Origin of the sequence: Paenibacillus sp. FSL L8-0502 (assembly GCF_038593055.1) — a bacterium.
Lineage (GTDB): Bacteria > Bacillota > Bacilli > Paenibacillales > Paenibacillaceae > Paenibacillus > Paenibacillus polymyxa_D.
Map to the genome: position 1 here is coordinate 2,033,626 of NZ_CP151958.1, position 19,025 is coordinate 2,052,650.

The 19,025-nt window shown below is 47.4% G+C and carries 13 protein-coding genes and 1 pseudogene; 11 read left to right on the forward strand and 3 right to left on the reverse strand.

Going from position 1 to position 19,025, the window contains the following annotated elements; genetic code table 11:
* The first annotated feature begins 2 nt into the window (after positions 1-2).
* On the forward strand, positions 3-1,226 hold the full coding sequence (locus NSQ57_RS09225) for an MFS transporter (RefSeq protein ID WP_342425938.1): 1,224 nt from the start codon (positions 3-5) through the stop codon (positions 1,224-1,226).
* Between the two features lie 73 nt (positions 1,227-1,299).
* On the opposite strand, the gene NSQ57_RS09230 is transcribed toward NSQ57_RS09225, so the two are convergent.
* Positions 1,300-2,991: an ABC transporter substrate-binding protein gene (locus NSQ57_RS09230; protein ID WP_029516765.1), complete on the reverse strand. Its 1,692-nt coding sequence runs from the start codon at positions 2,989-2,991 to the stop codon at positions 1,300-1,302.
* A gap of 280 nt (positions 2,992-3,271) precedes the next feature.
* Between NSQ57_RS09230 and NSQ57_RS09235 the strand changes: the two genes are divergently transcribed.
* The 6 genes and pseudogenes from NSQ57_RS09235 to NSQ57_RS09260 all read left to right on the forward strand — a co-directional run bounded on the left by NSQ57_RS09235 (position 3,272) and on the right by NSQ57_RS09260 (position 9,574).
* A complete protein-coding gene (locus NSQ57_RS09235) occupies positions 3,272-4,339 on the forward strand; it encodes a LacI family DNA-binding transcriptional regulator (RefSeq protein WP_039270191.1) in 1,068 nt (355 codons plus the stop codon).
* A gap of 205 nt (positions 4,340-4,544) precedes the next feature.
* On the forward strand, positions 4,545-7,097 hold the full coding sequence (locus tag NSQ57_RS09240; RefSeq protein WP_342425939.1) for a glycoside hydrolase family 2 protein: 2,553 nt from the start codon (positions 4,545-4,547) through the stop codon (positions 7,095-7,097).
* Positions 7,098-7,297: 200 nt separating this feature from the next.
* Positions 7,298-7,595 (forward strand): annotated as a pseudogene (locus tag NSQ57_RS09245) (sugar phosphate isomerase/epimerase); the annotation flags it as partial.
* Positions 7,596-7,908: 313 nt separating this feature from the next.
* Complete coding sequence (locus tag NSQ57_RS09250; protein WP_029516768.1) at positions 7,909-8,649, forward strand: DUF1361 domain-containing protein; 741 nt, start codon at positions 7,909-7,911, stop codon at positions 8,647-8,649.
* A gap of 63 nt (positions 8,650-8,712) precedes the next feature.
* Entirely contained in the window at positions 8,713-8,916 is a 204-nt protein-coding gene (locus tag NSQ57_RS09255) for a YwbE family protein (protein WP_025721733.1), read from the forward strand.
* 25 nt (positions 8,917-8,941) lie between these two features.
* Positions 8,942-9,574 carry a DUF2238 domain-containing protein gene (locus tag NSQ57_RS09260; RefSeq protein WP_029516769.1) on the forward strand — a complete coding sequence of 211 codons (633 nt, stop codon included), beginning with the start codon at positions 8,942-8,944 and terminating at the stop codon, positions 9,572-9,574.
* Between the two features lie 135 nt (positions 9,575-9,709).
* On the opposite strand, the gene NSQ57_RS09265 is transcribed toward NSQ57_RS09260, so the two are convergent.
* Both NSQ57_RS09265 and NSQ57_RS09270 read right to left on the reverse strand, forming a co-directional pair.
* Positions 9,710-10,879, reverse strand: a complete 1,170-nt coding sequence (locus NSQ57_RS09265) for a glycosyltransferase family 1 protein (protein WP_029516770.1) — start codon at positions 10,877-10,879, stop codon at positions 9,710-9,712.
* A gap of 93 nt (positions 10,880-10,972) precedes the next feature.
* Positions 10,973-12,277 (reverse strand): MFS transporter, encoded by a 1,305-nt coding sequence (locus NSQ57_RS09270; protein ID WP_049816954.1) that lies wholly within the window; start codon positions 12,275-12,277, stop codon positions 10,973-10,975.
* Positions 12,278-12,481: 204 nt separating this feature from the next.
* Here NSQ57_RS09270 and NSQ57_RS09275 point away from each other — a divergent pair, with 204 nt between their 5' ends.
* The 4 genes from NSQ57_RS09275 (at position 12,482) to NSQ57_RS09290 (ending at position 18,959) form a co-directional block, all read left to right on the forward strand.
* Complete coding sequence (locus NSQ57_RS09275; RefSeq protein WP_175405266.1) at positions 12,482-13,513, forward strand: aromatic acid exporter family protein; 1,032 nt, start codon at positions 12,482-12,484, stop codon at positions 13,511-13,513.
* A 356-nt stretch (positions 13,514-13,869) separates the two neighbouring features.
* Positions 13,870-16,248, forward strand: a complete 2,379-nt coding sequence (helD, locus tag NSQ57_RS09280; RefSeq protein WP_239645170.1) for an RNA polymerase recycling motor HelD — start codon at positions 13,870-13,872, stop codon at positions 16,246-16,248.
* A 161-nt stretch (positions 16,249-16,409) separates the two neighbouring features.
* Positions 16,410-18,251: an adenine deaminase C-terminal domain-containing protein gene (locus tag NSQ57_RS09285; RefSeq protein ID WP_069011364.1), complete on the forward strand. Its 1,842-nt coding sequence runs from the start codon at positions 16,410-16,412 to the stop codon at positions 18,249-18,251.
* A 126-nt stretch (positions 18,252-18,377) separates the two neighbouring features.
* A complete protein-coding gene (locus NSQ57_RS09290) occupies positions 18,378-18,959 on the forward strand; it encodes a Crp/Fnr family transcriptional regulator (RefSeq protein WP_029516774.1) in 582 nt (193 codons plus the stop codon).
* Positions 18,960-19,025: the final 66 nt, after the last annotated feature.

Here is a 19,025-nt window from a genome sequence, read left to right on the forward strand (position 1 = left end):
GAGTGCAACCTCATAAGCTATATTACTCCGTCAGCTTTCTTCAATTTTTTATGAGTGAAATCACGGGGACTACGCTCATCCTTTTTTTATTAGCTAAAGGACTTTCTTTGCAGAGTGCGAACTTCTTACTGGTTGTATTCTTTGTAAGTATTTTTCTGTTTGAGATACCTACTGGGGCTATTGCAGACAAGTATGGAAGAAAAATCTCTGTTATTTTGGGACTTTGTTGTTTTCTAGCCTATAGTGTATTGTTCGTTTCGACAGATCATATCGGGGTGCTTGTGTTTGCGGAAGTCTTTGGAGGTCTGGCTATATGTTTACAATCAGGTTCGTTGGAATCATGGGTTGTGGAAAATAGTGATAAGCCCATGGAAGTTCTTTTTACAACCTCTAACAGTATACAGTACATTTCAGGATTTATTTGTGGTCTGTTGGGGGCCTTTCTCGCAACTTTTAACTATTCACTTCCATGGGCGGTTAGCATTTTATCTATTATTGTATGCATTTTTCTATGCTTCTTTTATATGGATGAGGAGAATGTGGCTCATCGAAAGACGTCCACTACCCGCATTAAAACGATTATCGGAGAAAGTGTCCGTATCGGTTTTGAAAATAAGTCTATCTGGATTGTGTTTATGATTGGCTTATTTATCAGCTTTTCGAACTCGGCGGGGAATACATTCCAACAGCCACGTCTGGTTGGCCTTTCTGAACAAGGGATTTGGATTATGGGGTTTATCAAGGCAGGGTATTCACTATGTATGACTTTGGGAAGTTACCTGGTTCGAAAGCTAGGCGCACGATTCAGTGATGTACATATACTCATGTATGCCTGCGGCATGATTGGGATATGGCTCATTTTTGCCGGTGCATTCAACACATTTTATCCTGTACTGCTTACCTTTTTGATCTATGAAATGGGCCGCGGCATGTACCCGGTTGCGAAACAAATTTTTCTGAACAAAAGAATCTCTAATGAGTATCGTTCTACACTACTATCTTTGGATTCTGCGATTTCACAATTAGGCATGTGCATAGGTTTAATCGTGACAGGGACCATCAGTCGTAATTTTACGGATTTGTCTTCCGATCAAACACCTATTCAAATATCTTGGGTGATGTGTGGCGGGATTGCGTTGATTCCTATCATTTTATTGTTTTACGTCAATCGTGTATCAGGGAAAAGTAATTCTTGGAAAGAAAAAGAAACCAAACAGAATATGTAATGTAAAAGTTAATGTAGAAGGGCTGAACAGCATGGTCTGTCAGCCCTGTAATATTTCATTAAAAAGGCAAACCCTATTTTTCGCCGTACCACAGTTTCAGCCGATTTTGAATTAGGCCAGTGTAGATTTCTTCAGCCTTTGGCACACCCGCCTGATCCAGCTCTTGGAGCATGCGGTCATACACAGCGTCGAACTGATCTGGCTTGGCGAGTACGGCCTCAGGAATGCGTTTGCGTACAATGTCCTGCGACTTTTGATAAATAACATTGTAATTCGTATTGGTCGGAACAGGCATGTTGTAGGCAGCCCCCCACTCTTTTACCGGAAAATCTTTTTCGTTCGGGAACAGGTCTTTCCACGTATGGGCTTTGTATGCCTGAAGGGACTCTTTCTCGGCTTGACTATAATTTTCGGTAATCATCTCCGGATAATTGGTTGTGTAATAATTGCCCGAAGGGTCCTTCACGCTATCGCCGTAATGTGGACCCCATATCCAGTACAAACCGATACCTGACTCTCTGCTAAAAGAAGCGTTATCGGTGTTCTTACGTTGTTGCACATCCGCCGGAATGACTCGTTTGCCATTCTCTACGTTGTAATGCTGGCCTTCAATTCCCCAATTACGTAAAATTTGTCCTTCGTCGGAGGCCAGAAAATCCAGAAACTTGATAGCTCGCACCGGATTTTTACATGAGGTTGTAATTCCGATCCCGGATGCGGTATCGAAGCCGATGGGCTGGAGGGAATGGTCCTCGTATTTCTCATTTAAAGTGACTGGAAAATGGGCGTAAGTGAATTCATCCTTACCTGCTGCTTTGAGCGCATTTTCGGCATCTTGATAGTTCCATTCCTGATCAATGAGTCCGATGACACGGCCTGCGGCAATTTTGGACTTGTACTGATCACTTTTTTGCACAAAAGTATCCTTATCCAACAGTCCCTCATTGTACATATGGTTCAACCAACGGAAATATTCACGTTCTTCTGGGCGCTTGTAGTGAAGAATGGCTTTGTGTGTTTTAGGATCAATATAATATTCGCCATCGTCGGGTCCACCTGTAGCAGTAACAGCCGGGTTTGTCACTGTAATTTGAATTTTCCAGTCCTCGGCATCGAGTGATAGGGGGATGGTTCGCTGTCCATTGGTGGTTGGATATTTGGCGACATAATCTTTAAGTGCTTTTTCAAAATCTTGAACGGTGCGGATTTTAGGGTATCCGAGCTTCTTAAGTGCCTGGTGCTGGATTTCGAAGCCGGCTTGTGCATCAAACGCAATGTGATCCACACCCAGATTGGTCGGGATCGTGTAGATGGCTGGATCTTCACTACTATATTTAATACGATTAAAATAGTCTCCATACACTTTCTTAATGTTAGGGCCGTATTTGTCAATGAGGTCGGTTAAGTCAATGAGTGCCCCGGCATCGACTAACTTGCCAATGTCTGATTTAGGGTACACGAGATCTGGATATTCTCCGCTCGCTGCCATTAAAGCAAACTTTTCCTCGCCTCGACCATTGACAGCATGTTCGGCATTTAGCGTAACGCCCGTTTTCTTGATAATTTCCTGTCCGACAGCATCCTTCATGTTGTTCCAGTTAGAGCTGGAATCACCGCCAAAGAAAGTAAATGTAATGGGACTGGTGTCATTAGGATCTTCCTTTTCTGCCTTACCGTCTGTTCCATTCGCACAGCCCGTTGTAACGAGCAGCAGCAAAGACAGGAGTAGAATAGAGCTCTGTCGTACCGACCTGTTCATGAACATTTGCAAATCCCCCTTAATAAGTATGATTTACACAATGTAAGTGCTTTCAATAGTAAATTGTAGGAAATAAAGAACCTCACGTCAAGTCATTTATAATTGTTTGTTATGCAGTTTGTTTTTTTATTAAGCAAACATATTTTAATGAAAAGTGTGGATTTGTGTAAATCCATCGTTTGATGATCTAAAACAAAGTATGCTACGATGGTACCAGTTTATAGGCATACCTGTATATTTAGAAGACTAAGGTAGAAAAAGATTTCGAATAGGGTTGGGTGAGGAGATGCGTGGAAAAGTAACATTACAGGAAATTGCGGATGCGGCGGGTGTTTCAAAGTTTGCTGTTTCGCGTGCACTGTCAGGCAAACCCGGTGTAAGTGAAGAGACGAGGGCGCTGCTGGTTAAGCTTGCTGCCCAGATGGGCTATTTTCGCAGTCATCCCAAAATGACTGGGATAGAGCCTCGGGACACAGATGCCAGAGAATGGTCGGGTACGGTGCTGGTGTTATTTCCAAATATTCGGCACCAGAACAGGGAATCCAGGTACTGGGGACCTGTATTTGAAGGGATTTCCGAGCGTCTGAACCGTAAGGGGATGGATATGATCACGTTAACGGAGCCCTCGACTGAGGATATGTTTTCTCTACTGAACCCGGAGGCGATTAAAGGGATTATCACAGTAGGGACAATTTCAACTTCGTTGTTGCTGAACATTTATCGGATGGGTATTCCGGTCGTCATGGTAGATCATTGGGATTCTGCATTTTTAAGTGATACGGTGTTTACAGATAATCGCACATGCATGAGTGAATTAATGAAGGATTTGCTGTGCAGGGGCTATACCCGCTTTCAGTTTGTGGGTCATATTGATGACGCTCACAGTTTCTACGAACGCTGGGAAGCTTGTCGTTCTACACTGGAAATGAGCGGAGTAGAATTGCGACAAAATAAAGCCCTTCTTCACGGAGGAGCGCAGGCGCTTGCTGAGGAAATGGACAAGTTGTCTGAGGACAAACTGCCTGAGGTTTTTGTGTGTGCTAATGATGTGACTGCTGCGCAGGTCGTGGATGTGCTGAAAGAAAAGGGGATTGACGTTCCGAGGCGTTGCGGAGTGACCGGGTTTGACGATACGAATGAACAAATGCCAATTTATGCCACGGTGAGAGTGGATAAGGAATTGCTGGGAATGCGTGCAGTGGACCAATTGTTGTGGCGCATAACGAACCCGAACTCGCCTGTCGAGAAAAAGTTGCTACATGCTGAGCTATTCATACGGGAAGTTCATGCACCCCGGATCAGTCGGGAAAATGATGACCGTGAGCGTCCCATCAGCACAATCACATATAGTTAATGTCCAGATACGTGTGTGACACCATACATCGTGAAGACAAAGGAGGTCGCTTTTAGCCTGTTTGGGGCAGAGGGCGACTTTTATTTTGTATTTTGTCACTTGTTCCAAAAAAACGATTGACTACTTTGTTAGCTTAATGTTATTTTTGTTATGTTACTGACGAATCCAGATGTTCCCAATCATGCTTATAGGGAGGCTTGTGACGATGGTTAATGTGATAGGGTTGGATGGCTGGAGGTTTAGAGAAGCACAAAGTGATGAGTGGCTCAGCGCGAAAGTGCCGGGTTGTGTGCATACCGATCTTTTACGACATGGCAAAATTCCTGATCCGTTTATGGGTATGAACGAGATGGAGGTACAGTGGATTGATAAGCAGGATTGGATATATGAAGCCCATTTTGAGATAAATGCAGATCAGCTTCAATGTCAATGTGTAGAGTTGGTGTTGGAAGGTCTGGACACATACGCAGATGTAAAAGTGAATGATCAATCTGTCTTGTCAGCCAATAATATGTTTCGAGTATGGAGACAGGATGTGAAGGCATTGGTTCAGCAAGGGGAAAATCGGCTAGAAATCAGTTTTCGTTCTCCGATTGCTGAAGATGTACCCAAGCTGGAAAGCTTAGGTTATGGACTCCCTGCACCCAATGATCAGTCTGAGATCGGTGGTTTGTCCGATAAAAAGGTAAGCGTTTTCGCACGTAAAGCTCCTTACCACTATGGTTGGGATTGGGGACCGAGGCTGGTGACGAGCGGTATCTGGAGAGAGGTTCGGATCGAGGCTTGGTCCGGTCTGATCGTGAGAGACTTGTTTATTCGACAGGACGAAGTGAGTTCGGCAGGGGCTAAACTCATGGCAGTGGTAGAGATCGAAAATGCAGATGAGATTAGAGATGCCGAGTTGCGTATTTCTGCTGACGGCAAAGTGTGGTCCAAGCCAGTTCGGCTGCTGAAGGGGAAGCAGACAGTGGAGCTGGAGCTGGAGATGAAGAAGCCGAAGCTGTGGTGGTGCCGTGGACTGGGGGAGCCGCAACTATATACGTTTGTGGCCGAATTAGTGGAACAAGAACAAGGAGCTGTAATCGCGGAAAAATCAGTAAAAACGGGACTGCGTTCCATCCGTCTTGTACGGGAACGGGATGCAGCAGGAGAGAGCTTTTATTTTGAGCTGAACGGAATTCCGGTGTTTGCAAAAGGGGCTAACCATATTCCGAATGACAGCTTCGTCACTGAAGTTACGATGGAACGATATCGGTATGAAATTGCCAGCGCAGCCGCCTCGAATATGAATATGTTGCGAGTGTGGGGTGGCGGTATATATGAGCAAGACGTATTTTATGAGCTTTGTGATGAATACGGTTTGCTCGTGTGGCAAGATTTTATGTTCGCTTGCAGTATGTACCCAGGCGATGAAGATTTTATAGACAATGTGGCACAGGAAGCCGAGGACAATATCAAGCGGCTGCGTAATCATCCCTGTATTTCCTTATGGTGCGGCAACAATGAGATCGATTCTGCGTGGGCGCATTATGAAGAGAATGGAGGCTGGGGCTGGAAAAAGAACTACACACCTGAGCAACGGGAACGCCTGTGGAATGATTATGAAATGCTCTTTCATCGGATTCTACCGGAGGCGGTACGCACCTGGTCAGCGCAGACAGCATATTGGCCCTCCTCCCCGCTAATTGACCTGACGAGAGATCGGAATCAGCATGCCCATCGGTCTTCAACTGCAGGTGATGTTCATTATTGGGGTGTATGGCACGCGTCTGAGCCGTTTGAGAATTATCATGTACATGTGGGCCGTTTTATGAGTGAATATGGTTTTCAGTCTTTTCCTGAATACAAGTCCGTTCGTACTTATGCGGAAGAGAAGGATTTGGAACTGGAATCTGCGGTGATGCTGGCACATCAGAAGAACGGTGCGGGCAATCGTCTGATTAAAGAATATATGGAGCGGTACATGCGAGAACCAAAGGATTTTACGGGTTTTCTTCCCATGAGCCAAATTTTACAGGCAGAAGCAATGAAAGCAGCTATAGAGGCGCATCGTCGTCACAAGCCTTATTGCATGGGAACATTATACTGGCAAATGAATGATTGCTGGCCCGTTGCCTCCTGGTCGAGTATGGACTATTTTGGTCGTTGGAAGGCGCTCCAATATACGGCTAAGCGTAGCTTTGCCGATGTGTTGTTGAGTGCAACAGATACAGAACAGGGGAATAAGGCACTACATCTGGTCAACGATACACTAGAGCCGATATCAGGTACGCTACGGCTGACGCTTTTGCATATCCGAAGCAGCCAGGCTGTTCGTGAAGAGAATGTTAAGGTAAAGCAACCAGCAGGTGGTGCAGGAATTGTACATATACTGCCTATCGACAAATGGCTGAGTGGCCTGAACCGTGCGGAGCATATGCTGGTCGCGCGTCTGACGCAGAATGGTGAACAGGTGATCTCCAGTGAAATTTATTTTGCAGACACGAAAGAGATGGATTTACCGCAGGCAAAAATTGAAGTGACAGAGATTCAGGGAAGCGAGGCTAGCAGATTCATGCTGTGTTCGGATGTACTTGCCCGACACGTGTGGCTATCGGCAGAGCAGGAAGGTATTTTCAGCGACAACCATCTGGATCTGGCTCCCGGTATTCCAAAAACAGTGGAATTTTTGGCTTTGCACAACGGTTCAGCGGCATTTGTGGCAGCTGCGCCGGGTACATTGGCAGTACATTCATTAGTCAATTGGATACAAGGTTAGACAACAGTAAAAGCTTATCCGTCTTTAAGTAGATGATGGATAGGCTTTTTTTTATAATATAAATTTATTTTTGTGATATGTGGAGCGATTTCATAATGTTCATATACATAACAAAAGAAGGCTTGGGAGCTGAGTGATAACAGATCATTTGTAAGAAATTTATCTATTCAGCATCTAACTGTTGGAATATAAAAAAACATATGGGCGGCCGAGAACTTGTAGAGGAAATCCGTCAGTTGGACTTTAGCAGGGTGGAGCTGAATTATAACATTACCCGGGAAATGCTAACGACGATTGAGCCTATGATTGAGCGGGGGAAAATCGGCATATCGAGTGTGTACAATACATTTCCTCATACACCAGATCCGAATTAGCACGAATTCCGTTCTGCTCGGGTTTGACGATGAGACCAAGCGACAACGTGCGATAGAACTGCTGGTGCAATCTGTGGAATATGCGCATCAGTACGGAGCAAAAGCGGGAATTGTGCATCCCGGACGACAGATGGCGAATGGACAGAGCGCAGCAACGGAATTTATAATGCCGTTAGCGGTATTATGCTAATTCATGCTGCCCGAATATTAAAACTACCGGAGCTACGCCTTTACCTGTGAGTGAAGTCTAAAACACAGTAAGCATCTATTTTTCGGGATGGGGTCGATTCCCAAAGAATAGATGTCTTTTTATGTTCATTTATGCAGAGGTGGAGCGCTTCCATTGAGCTTGAAGCCATTGTGGTGTACACTGTCCAGAACAGGTGTAAATTGGAACGTCAGGAAGGCAGGACGGTTACAAGGAGGGAAAGACACGTATGTATGCCCGTTTAAGATCGTTAAATTATCCAGTAAAACTTTATGTTTTTTTAACACTGGCCTTATGCTCCGTAATCAGTACATTGTGGATCATTAACGTGCGACTGCCCTCAGGGGGCCGCCCTTATCTTTTTATTTGGTGGAATATGATGCTGGCCTGGATTCCTATGCTGTTGACGCTGCTGCTTGATGTAGTGTATAGCTCGTGGAGGCGAGGAACGAGGACTTTTTTACTCTGGGTCACGGGGGCGGCATGGCTTTTCTTTTATCCCAATACACCCTATTTGATCACAGATTTGCTGCATGTATTCGCCAGATATCCGTTTCTCGGGGAGCAACGTTTCTGGGGAAATCCGTACTTTTGGAATCATGTATTGGGGATGCTGCTGGTAGCCATACTTGGCCTGACAATGGGATTTGTATCACTCGAATCCGTACGACAGTTGGTACAACGTGCACGTGGTGGGCTTGTTAGTTGGCTGTTTATGATGGCGGTACTCTTGTTGAGCAGCCTGGGTATTTATATTGGCCGTTTCTTTCGAGGGAACACATGGGATATTGTTTCTGCGCCTTCTCAACTGTATGCACAGGTATCTTCCATATGGGCAGACTCCTTGCAACGTACTCATTTTGTGGAGTTTAGCGGGATGGTATTCGTTATTTTGCTCGTCAGCTATGTATCCACGATGTGCGTAGTCTGGATGGGGAACAGCCGCCAGGACGAATGGCGTCGTTGGTGATTTTGTTGTAACTGAGTGGCTGAATATCATCATAAATATAAAAACAAAGGAGGAATAGCTACAATGAACGGACAGAATCGATCCGACATCCGCGCTGGTCTTCAGGTAGATATTGTACTTAAAAAGGATCAGCCTACCGGTAAGTTGACGCGAGGAACGGTGAAAGATATTTTGACTAATTCCCCACGTCATCCGCATGGAATCAAAGTGCGTCTGACAGACGGACAGGTTGGGCGTGTCAAACATATCGTAACGAACGAAGGCTAGAGCTTTGGGCTGAGGAGGAATGACGATGAACCAGGCAACGGCATGGTCTAAAAATGATCGCTACCCGCTTGTTTTACTTGTATTGCTGGCGCTTGCCCTCATTTGGTCTTTGATTCGCCCGGCGGATTATTTTACATGGGTACTGGAAGTTCTCCCAGCAGTTTTGGGAGCTGTACTGCTGGCGGCTCTGTACCGAAGATTTCGGTTTACCAATCTGGTATATACCCTAATCTGGCTGCACGCATTGATCCTGATTGTGGGCGGACATTATACCTATGCCGAAATGCCACTGTTCAACTGGATTCGGGACACGTTCGGACTGGAGCGCAATTATTATGATCGACTTGGGCACTTTGTACAAGGTTTTGTACCTGCACTCATTGTCAGGGAAGTGTTGTTGCGTAAAACGCCATTGGGAAGCGGGAGCTGGCTCACTTTCCTCACGGTTAGTGTGTGTCTGGCGATTAGCGCTGTGTACGAGCTGATTGAGTTTGCTGTAGCCAAGGCAACGGGAACAGCAGCAGAAGCCTTTTTGGGCACACAGGGGGATGTATGGGACACCCAATGGGATATGCTTCTTGCGTTCATCGGCGCTTTGACCGCAGTGATTTTGTTGAGTGGGGTACATAACAAGCTGCTGAAACAATTAAGATATTAGCAAAGGCTTTTCTTCTTTTATCTGCAATTGTAGTTAGACGGGGAAATAGTTAAGCTGATGAAGGGTGGTTACAGAATGCGTGAAGGAGCATTTTCTAACCACCCTTTAGCATCTGTAGCTATGAAGTCCTCAGAGTTACATTCGCCTCATGGGATGGCTATCAAGATGGAGGGTCGCTGCGTCCATGTAGCTGTCCAGTAGCCGTTCAAAAATACGGTCCCATGTCTGCTCCAGACTGTAGGCTCTACCAGTTCTGGATATAGCATCGCGAAGTGAGGCATCCTCATACAACAGGTGTACAGCTTTGGCAAAGGCAGAGGCGTCCCCAGCAGGACACAATAGCCCCGTTTTTCCATGGATTAGATTATCTTTTACCCCGCCTTCATTGGCACCGACCACAGGTGTACCGCTCGCCATAGCCTCCAGTACTACGTTGCCGAAGGTTTCCGTGGTGGAAGGGAAGAGAAATACGTCGGCTGCGGCGTAGAGTTCAGCTAATTCCGGCCCTTTCACAAAACCAAGCCAGTGGAGTGCATGCTCCGGCGCCCCTATATCCGCTGCAGTTTTGACCTTATATAATGGACCATCTCCTGCAATGACCAGCACAGAGGCTGCGCGGACGTCGTCAGGTAACTGGAGGTAGGAATCTAGTAACGTGTCTATCCCCTTTTCTGGTGCAAGCCTGCCCACATACAAAATAACAAATGCATCTGCATGAACGTCCCATTTCTTCCATACTGTATGACGGTCCACCTTTGGTTGAAATCGGTCGGTATCAATGCCTCTGCTCCAGATTTCGAGCTGCCCCATTCCTTTATTGCGCAATAATTCCATGGTTGATTGAGAGGGGACATATACCCTTTCGCAATGTCTGTGAAACCAGAGCATGTATTTCCATAACGCAGGTTCAAGCCAGCGAAGCTTGTAATATTCAAGGTATTTATCAAAGTGGGTGTGATATGAGGCAACGAGTGGAATATGGTGTTTGGCTGCGTAGCTTGTTCCATACAGGCCAAGGTTAAACGGAGTAGCGACATGAATCAAATGCGGGGAAAAGGCTGACAGACGCTCGTTGATCTGTTTGGCGTTGGGGATCGCAAGTCTGCATTCCCGGTACAACAAAAAGGGAATACTTCGAAATCGCTCTACACCCGGCCCAGAGGGCAGATGATGGTCTGCCTCCGGTGCGAAGACGAGCGTAGATACTCCATGTGTCTCCAGATAGCCAATCCATCGTTCCAGGGTCAGAGCAGCGCCATTCACGTCAGGCGTATACGTGTCCGTAAATAATGCAACTCGAAGCATGCCTTCATTCCTCCTCCGCCATTCTCATTTATCCTATGACGTTCCAAGGGAGTCCGCTTGGAGGCTCCGGCTTTTATTGTGTCATGATTTTGTTTACGGGCCTGCCGGGTTTTGTAAAAGCTGGCTCGCGGACGGACGCTTTTCTCGAAACATCCTGTAATAGACGAGGGAGGACAAAATATAGAAAACACCTGTCATGCTAAATGTGATGGCATAGCCCCAGTAGTTGCCATAAGTTGTAACCAGATAGGCTTGTACAAGTCCCATACCTGCGGTGCCTAGCATCCAGGTCGTCTGGAGAATGGAGTTGGCAATGCCACGATTTTTATCTGACACACGTTCGACGAGAATGGCGGTTTGCAGCGGATTGGCTGCATTCATTAGCGCTTGCCTGAATAGAAAGCTGATGGAAGCGATCCATAGCACGTTTGTAAAGCCTGTAATGAGAAGGAACGGTAGCGAAAGCAGTTGGAAGCCAACTACAGCTCTGACTAGACCAATTCGGCTGCCGAGGGTAGGTCCGATCAACATGGAGAGGATGGTCATGAGCTGGCCGAGTGCAATCAGTAAACTCATTGCGCTGAGCGATACGGAGAAGCGGTTCGTAAAATACAAATTAAGATACGGGATGACCAGACCTGAACCCAGTCCAAGAAAAAACTGGGCCAGAACAAATTGTCCAATAACCCGGCGATCAGAAGCAGCAGTAGGTGTCTCCGAGGCAGGGATATCGGATGTACTGTGCGGCGTCTGTACTTGTTCTGTTTGAGATGAAGATTCGGCAGGAGCTGGTGCTTCTACGGTTGCCGTAGTTTTTGTGATGAACAATAGAGGAATAAAAGCAGTCAATGTTGCCATTCCTCCAAGGAACAGAGCAACCCGCAGACTGGATAGCGGTGTGATTCCCCACGTCTGCAGCCCATCTGCGAGTACGCCACCCCCGAAGCTGCCCAGGACTTGGGCTGCCAGTACAAGAGCTGAGTAATAGCTGAATATTTTTAAACGTTGGGCTTTGCTTATGCTTTCTGCTAAAAAAGGCACGGCCAGCACCTGAATAAAGGCGGCGAATACACCTGAGATTACGGCAAATACCAACATGCTTCCGCTGGTATCTGTAAAGGTACGGGCGAGAAAGGCCAGGCCGCTGAATAATGCACCGATGACCAGCATATTTTTGCGGCTCGTCCGATCCCCCAAAAATCCGACCGGAATGAACAGCAACGCCGTCGCCAGCGCCTGCATGCTGACCACCCGGCCGTTCATATCATCATCAAAGCCAAGCCCTTGGATATACAGGTTATACAGTACAGAAAACATTCCCGTGCCCATCTGGTACAACAGATTGGCCATAAAAAACAATCGGATATTACGCGGCCACTTTCGGGGCTCTTCTAACATTTTGCTAGTCCATGACACGATGAGTTCCTCCTGTGACGTGTTGCAAATAAGTTAATACTGTTGATATGTATTCTATCAGGAACTGTACATTTCATAAATATTCCTGATCTTCGCTTGTTTTGGGTAATAATAAAGCATGGACTTTACATTGAATTTTCATTATAGTAATTCGGTATGAATAAATTTGAAAGGTAAGCAGGAGGGATGGCTTTGGCTTTTGGAGCACGGGTGTTGAAAACGGGAATTGCAGTGACGCTCGCCCTTTTTCTGAGCACGCTTTTGAACACCCATTCGCCTGTGGGGGCAGCGATAGCCGCTATTTTTGCCATGCAACCGTCGATATATAGGTCGTGGCGTTATTTTCTGGATCAACTCCAAACAAGCACACTAGGTGCAATCATGGCATTGCTGGGCGGAATGGTATTTTCGAATGAGCCGATTGCAGTCGGACTCGTATGTGTATTGGTACTTATGATATGTCTGAAAATAAATATGGCTGATACGGTTGGATTGACACTCGTGACCGTTGTTTCTGTAATGGAAGCCTCAGGGGACTGGAAATTTGCGGTGACCCGCTTTGCGCTCACTTTGATTGGGATTGTGTCTGCTTTTGTCATCAATGTTAGCGTTTTTCCCCCGAAACCGAAAAGGCAGTTTATTAATCAGATTCAAAATGTATTTAACAGCATGTCCTTGCTGCTGCGTACTGCCATTTCCGATGAGATTAAGGAGTCTGTCTTTAAAGAGGAAAAAGGAAATCTAGAGGGAGCCATTAAATCGCTGTCGGACAAATATCATTTGTTCGAGGAAGAGCAGAAGAAGCTCAAGCGCTCCAAGTTTAGTCAAACGAGACAAATGGTAGTATACAAACAAATGCTCGGAAGTTTACACAAAGGATATGAGGTACTGGATGCGGTGGAAAGGCACTACTTCCAGTCTTTACGGCCAAAGGGAACGGATGCTTTTTTTGACAGTCACCTGGAGTTGCTGATTCGTTTTCACGAGCACGCTCTACTGAAATTCGAAAATAAGCTAAAACCGAACGAGGACGAAAGTGAATTGTTCCAGCAGGCGAACGGCGAATTTATGAAGCATGCGATTACACGTTTTGACCATTGTCAGGAAGGAATGCTGCGGCTTTCTATTGTGGCTGCGGCCATGTACGACTACGGTCATCAGCTGGAGAGGTTGAGCAGATTGGCCGATCATATTCATCCTGTGGAAGAGAGCAGATAGGCGAATTTTCTAAAAGAAAAGCGACCGCATTCATCAATCAGATGAACGGTCGCTTTTTTATGTAATGAATTCAAGTATGTCAGAACAGGTTAATAGAAGGTTGCCAGAACGCACAAAAAAAGCCCGCTGGTTGCGAACAGGGACTGAACTTGCTACAATAGAGAATGCTCTGTTTTATGGTAAAACCATATGCATAAATTGTGAGTTACACTTCTTTTTACATTATAGCATGCTTCAAAGGATTAGTCAATTTTCCCGGAGCAGGGGGATGCCGCGGGTATGTCCGGGTCCATAATAGAGCATAGTTTGTACGCAAGGGAGCCCTGCGTGGAGCAGGAGGAAACGGAACAGGAGCGATGCCAGTGACTACTGAACAGCAATGGAATGAAGAACAACGAAGAGTAGAAGATGTGACCGCAGTAATTAGCGGGCGTATTCGGAAGCTAGAGACAGAGGTTGGTTCTGTGCGCGGAGATGTCGTCGATATGCGTAAAGACTTCTGGGATGAGGTAACGATCAATTTCAGTGAGGCGGATGATGTGGGCGAGACGTCCACCAGTTTGCGTCAGCAGTCTGAGATTTTGTCTGAGCGGGAACGAAGACACAAGCATTCCACAGAGGCGTTAGGTCGTTTGAAAAAGTTGCTTGATTCACCGTATTTTGCACGCATTGATTTTGCTGAGGAAGGGCAGACTGCGGAACGTGTTTATCTGGGGATTGCCTCCCTGCTTGATAATCAAGATGAGGAATTTCTGATCTATGACTGGCGCGCGCCTATTTCCAATCTTTATTACGATAACATGCCGGGTCCCGCTTCTTATAAAACTCCGGCAGGGGAGATGGATGGAGAGCTCACGCTTAAGCGTCAATTCTCGATCCGTGATGGACAAATTCGTTTTATGTTCGATACAGGGGTGACGATTGGAGACGAACTTCTTCAAGCCGTATTGAGCCGCAGCTCGGATGCTCAAATGAAAAGTATTGTCGCTACCATTCAAAAGGAGCAGAATCGAATCATCCGTGATGACCGAAGCCGTATGCTTATTGTTCAGGGAGCGGCAGGAAGTGGCAAAACCTCTGCAGCGCTTCAGAGAGTAGCGTATTTGCTGTATAAGTATCGGGATCGCTTGCGAGCGGATCAGGTCGTGTTATTTTCGCCAAACCCGATGTTTAACAGTTATGTTTCGACGGTATTGCCTGAATTGGGTGAGGAAAATATGCTTCAGGCCACGTTTCAGGAATATTTGGAGCGGCGTTTGGGCCGGGAGTTTCAGTTAGAAGATCCCTTTGAACAGCTGGAATATGTGCTTTCAGCGTCGTTACTGCCTGGGTATGAAGCCAGGATGGAAGGTATCCGTTTTAAATCGTCTAAGACGTTTTTACATGTGATTACAGGCTACAAGGCGTATTTGGAGCAGGAGGGCATGCGTTTTAAACCCATCCGCTTTCAGGGACGTGAGGTGGTTTCAGTAGAGCAGATGGCACGCAAGTTTTATGAATTCGACTCTACGGTGCGACTGGCGAATCGATTGGAACTGCTGCGGGATTGGATGCTTAAAGAGCTGGCCCGCTTTGGTAAGGAAGAATGCTCCGCCCCATGGGTGGATCAACAGATGGATCTGATGGAGCCGGAGGATTATCAGCGTGCCTATAACCGTATGCGCCGTAAATCCAAGAATAAGGGCGATACTTTCGACGATTTTGCACGTGAAAGAGAAATATTGGCGCGTATGGTGGTCAGTGACCGCTTAAAGCCTCTGCGCAAATGGATTAAGGCGCTTCGCTTCGTAGATACGACCCGGCTCTACAGCGAGCTGTTTATGAACGAGACACTGTTGAGCCAACTGGCGAATCATGCAGAGCTGCCCGTCAGCTGGGGTGAAATTAGTCGGCAAACCCTGCAACGAATTCAGGCTGGGGAGTTAGCGTATGAGGATGTAACCCCCTTTTTATATTTGCGTGAGCTGATGCTGGGCTTCCGTTCCAATAGCAACATCCGTCACGTCTTTATTGATGAGGCACAGGACTATTCCCCATTCCAACTGGCGTTCTTCAAGCGTTTATTTCCACAGGCTAAAATGACGGCACTGGGTGATTTTAATCAGGCCATCTATGCCCATGCCTCGGTGCTTCAGGATGCAGAACCATTGTATGACCTGTATGGAGCAGACCAGACCGAGATGATTTCCCTGACACGCAGCTATCGCTCGACACAGGAGATTGTGGAATTTACCCGGGGGATGGTCGCTGGGGGAGAGCACATTGTACCGTTTAACCGTAAGGGTGAGAAGCCTCTGGTAACCGAGGTGCGTTCACGTGAAAAGTTGCATCAACGGATAGCTGGGAATGTCACTGAATTGTTGGCAGAAGGCTATGAGTCCATCGCGGTGATCTGTAAAAATGCTGACGAAAGCGCGGCAGCCTACGAAGCGCTGGAAGGACAGCTGTCAGTGAAGCCAAAATTAATTAAGAAAACAACCCCCGCTTTTGAAAAGGGGATTCATATCATTCCAGCCTACCTGGCAAAAGGCGTGGAATTCGATGCGGTCCTGATTTATGACGGATCAGCGAAACAATACCAGCGTGAGAGTGAGCGTAAGTTGTTCTACACCGCCTGTACGCGAGCGATGCATTTGCTGCATATTTATAGCATAGGGGAGATTACACCATTCGTGAGTTTACGGGATTCGGATACGTATACCCGCAATGTGGAAGAAAGTGATCGTGTTCTGTAGAGAGGATATTGGCAATCAGCTGGGGACAAATGCCACAGGAACCTTTGCGATGTTTGAATAGATATAGAGTTGGCTGGCATTATGGAGCGTATTCCAGTAACATAAGCAAATAAGCAAATAAGCAAAACAGGTAAGAAGCATAAACGGAGGTTACAAACGTAATGGACATGAAGAGTGTATTTCAACGCCCGCCACTGGCGGAGTGTGTACCCGAGTTAGTAGCTACAGCTAGAGGGGAGCGCAAGGCATCACTGGTGATCCGCGGAGGAACACTGGTCAATGTGGTATCGGGCGAGTTGCTGCCGGGCATGTCTATTGCTGTGCAAGGTTCTCGTATCGCTTACGTCGGTAGGGACGTCAGTCATGCGATTGGTGAAGACACCATAATCATTGAAGCGGATGGCCGCTATATGGCACCGGGGTTACTGGACGGACATTGTCACATCGAAAGCACGCAGCTTACGGTAACTGAGTTTGCTAAGGCTGTACTGCCGCTGGGAGTGACGGGTGGTTTTTTTGACCCGCATGAAATTTCTAATGTACTGGGTCTAAAAGGGCTTCGTCTGATGTTGGACGAAGCCCGTACGACACCGCTGGCAGCTTACATGCAGGTGGCTTCCTGCGTGCCGTCCACAGGCCCGGAGCTGGAAACTACGGGTGCCTCCTTCGGCCCGGTGGAAGTCGCAGAAGCGTTAAGCTGGGGCCCGGATATGATCGGGCTGGGCGAAGTCATGAATTTCCCTGGTGTCGTCTATGGAGACGATGTGATGATCGGGGAAATTCAGGCCACGCTGCGCGCGGGCAAGGTGGCGGATGGCCATTTTACATGGGCCTCCGATGATTGGCGACTGCCGGTCTATGCAGCCGCGGGAATTTCGGGCGACCACGAGTGTGTCACGCCCGAGGATGTAGCTGAGCGTATCCGGCTCGGCATGTATGCCAAGATGCGGCAAGGTTCCGCATGGCATGATGTGGCCGAGACGATCCGCGCCAGCACGGAAATGGGTCTCGACACGCGCCGCATGATGCTGGTAACGGATGACCGCAGCGCAGAATCCTTGCTCCATGAAGGGCAGATGGACTTCGTTGTGCGTCATGCCATTGCACAGGGCGTCAAGCCCGTAACCGCGTTTCAGATGGCTACGCTGAATACGGCAGAGCGCTTCGGCGTGGCACGGGACATCGGCTCGATCATTCCGGGTGCGATTGCCGACATTATTTTGCTTGATGGCCGATTGGCCGAAGTGAATGTGACGGCTACCATCGCAGCGGGCCAGCTGGTGGCCGAGCACGGTCAAATGGTCGCCGATTGGGACGGATTCGTTTATCCTGCGGAAGTAATGGACACGGTCCATCTGGGACGAGAGCTGAGTGCAGCAGATTTCCGCATTGCGGCTCCAGTACAGGAGGGGAACGTACCCGTACGGGTGATTCGTGTTACGGAAAATCACGTGGACACGAAGGAAGTGCGGATGACCGTTCCGGTGCGTGATGGTGAAGTTGCATCAGATCCTGCGCAGGATTTGTGCAAAATCGCCGTTTTCGAGCGACATCATGCCAGTGGCAGTCACGCGGTCGCACTTGTGACAGGTGTCGGCTTCACTGAGCCGGCTGCGATTGCCATGACCGTCGCGCATGATAGTCACAACCTGCTCGTCATTGGTAATGATGACGAGCTCATGACCCAGGCGGCGAAGCAGGCTGTTGGTCTGCGTGGTGGCGTGGTGGTTGTATCCGCCTCGGGTGAGACACGCTTCCCGCTGCCTATTGCCGGGCTGATGTCCCCAGCTCCGTTTGCAGAGGTGGCAGCGCAGTCCGAAAGTATCAGCCGCGCGCTTCAGCAAGCCGGCTGCATGCTGAACAACGCGCTGATGACACTGTCACTGCTCGCACTGGTCGTTATCCCTGAAATCCGTCTGTCGGATCAGGGGCTTGTCGTCATCGGAGCGGATGGCATCCGCAAGGTATCTCTTTTCGTGGAAGAGGATGCTGCGGAAGTCTGATAGAACACGTCGCTGGGGGTTGTCCTGCAGGTCTGTCCAGACCTAAGGGATAACCCCTGTTTTTCATATACGAAGCCATAAAAGTTATCTTCGATTCCTTTATAAAAGTCAAGAAGAGGTGGGCAGATGCATCCCTATTATCGTTCACTAGAAAAAATGGCTCATCATGCCTCGATTATAGAGCAGGATTGGAACCGGTTTGTAGAGCAAACCCGTGTGAAGCATGTTCAGCAGGGAACGGTTCTCATTGAAGCAGGTGAGCTTGTGAAACATGCCTATTTTTGTTCAGAGGGATTATTCCGTTTATTTTATACATTAGCAGATGGCAGAGAATATAATGTCGGTTTTTCGCCAGAAGATGATTACGTAACCTCTTATGGGGCTATGATCCAAGAAGAAGCCTCCACTTTTTCGATTGAGGCAATGGAAGATTCGGTTGTCATTGAAATTCCATATCACGTATTGAAGGAGCTTATGGATACAAGCCATATGTGGGAAAGATTCGTGCGCAAGAGTGTAGAGAGACTTTACATTCGAAAAGAGGAGCGGGAACGCGAATTATTGTACCTCTCCGCTAAGGAACGTTATCACGCTTTTCTCCTAAAATACCCCGGATTGGACAAGCGAGTTGCCCAATATCATATAGCTTCTTACATAGGCGTCTCCCCTGTGTCACTTAGTCGTTTGCTGCGTAGTGATCCGCATTAACCTATGTTAATGCGAATTTGTAGACAAGCAGCGTACAATAACGATACATCATTCAAGCTTCACCAA

Bases quoted from the DNA above. Each gene is read 5' to 3' on its own strand.
- NSQ57_RS09235 (WP_039270191.1), top strand. From the start codon at position 3,272: ATGCGTGGAAAAGTAACATTACAGGAAATTGCGGATGCGGCGGGTGTT.
- NSQ57_RS09240 (WP_342425939.1), top strand. From the start codon at position 4,545: ATGGTTAATGTGATAGGGTTGGATGGCTGGAGGTTTAGAGAAGCACAA.
- NSQ57_RS09275 (WP_175405266.1), top strand. From the start codon at position 12,482: ATGGCTTTGGCTTTTGGAGCACGGGTGTTGAAAACGGGAATTGCAGTG.
- NSQ57_RS09290 (WP_029516774.1), top strand. From the start codon at position 18,378: ATGCATCCCTATTATCGTTCACTAGAAAAAATGGCTCATCATGCCTCG.
- NSQ57_RS09230 (WP_029516765.1), bottom strand. From the start codon at position 2,991: ATGTTCATGAACAGGTCGGTACGACAGAGCTCTATTCTACTCCTGTCT.
- NSQ57_RS09250 (WP_029516768.1), top strand. From the start codon at position 7,909: ATGTATGCCCGTTTAAGATCGTTAAATTATCCAGTAAAACTTTATGTT.
- NSQ57_RS09260 (WP_029516769.1), top strand. From the start codon at position 8,942: ATGAACCAGGCAACGGCATGGTCTAAAAATGATCGCTACCCGCTTGTT.
- NSQ57_RS09285 (WP_069011364.1), top strand. From the start codon at position 16,410: ATGGACATGAAGAGTGTATTTCAACGCCCGCCACTGGCGGAGTGTGTA.
- NSQ57_RS09255 (WP_025721733.1), top strand. From the start codon at position 8,713: ATGAACGGACAGAATCGATCCGACATCCGCGCTGGTCTTCAGGTAGAT.
- NSQ57_RS09265 (WP_029516770.1), bottom strand. From the start codon at position 10,879: ATGCTTCGAGTTGCATTATTTACGGACACGTATACGCCTGACGTGAAT.
- NSQ57_RS09270 (WP_049816954.1), bottom strand. From the start codon at position 12,277: ATGTTAGAAGAGCCCCGAAAGTGGCCGCGTAATATCCGATTGTTTTTT.
- helD (WP_239645170.1), top strand. From the start codon at position 13,870: ATGCCAGTGACTACTGAACAGCAATGGAATGAAGAACAACGAAGAGTA.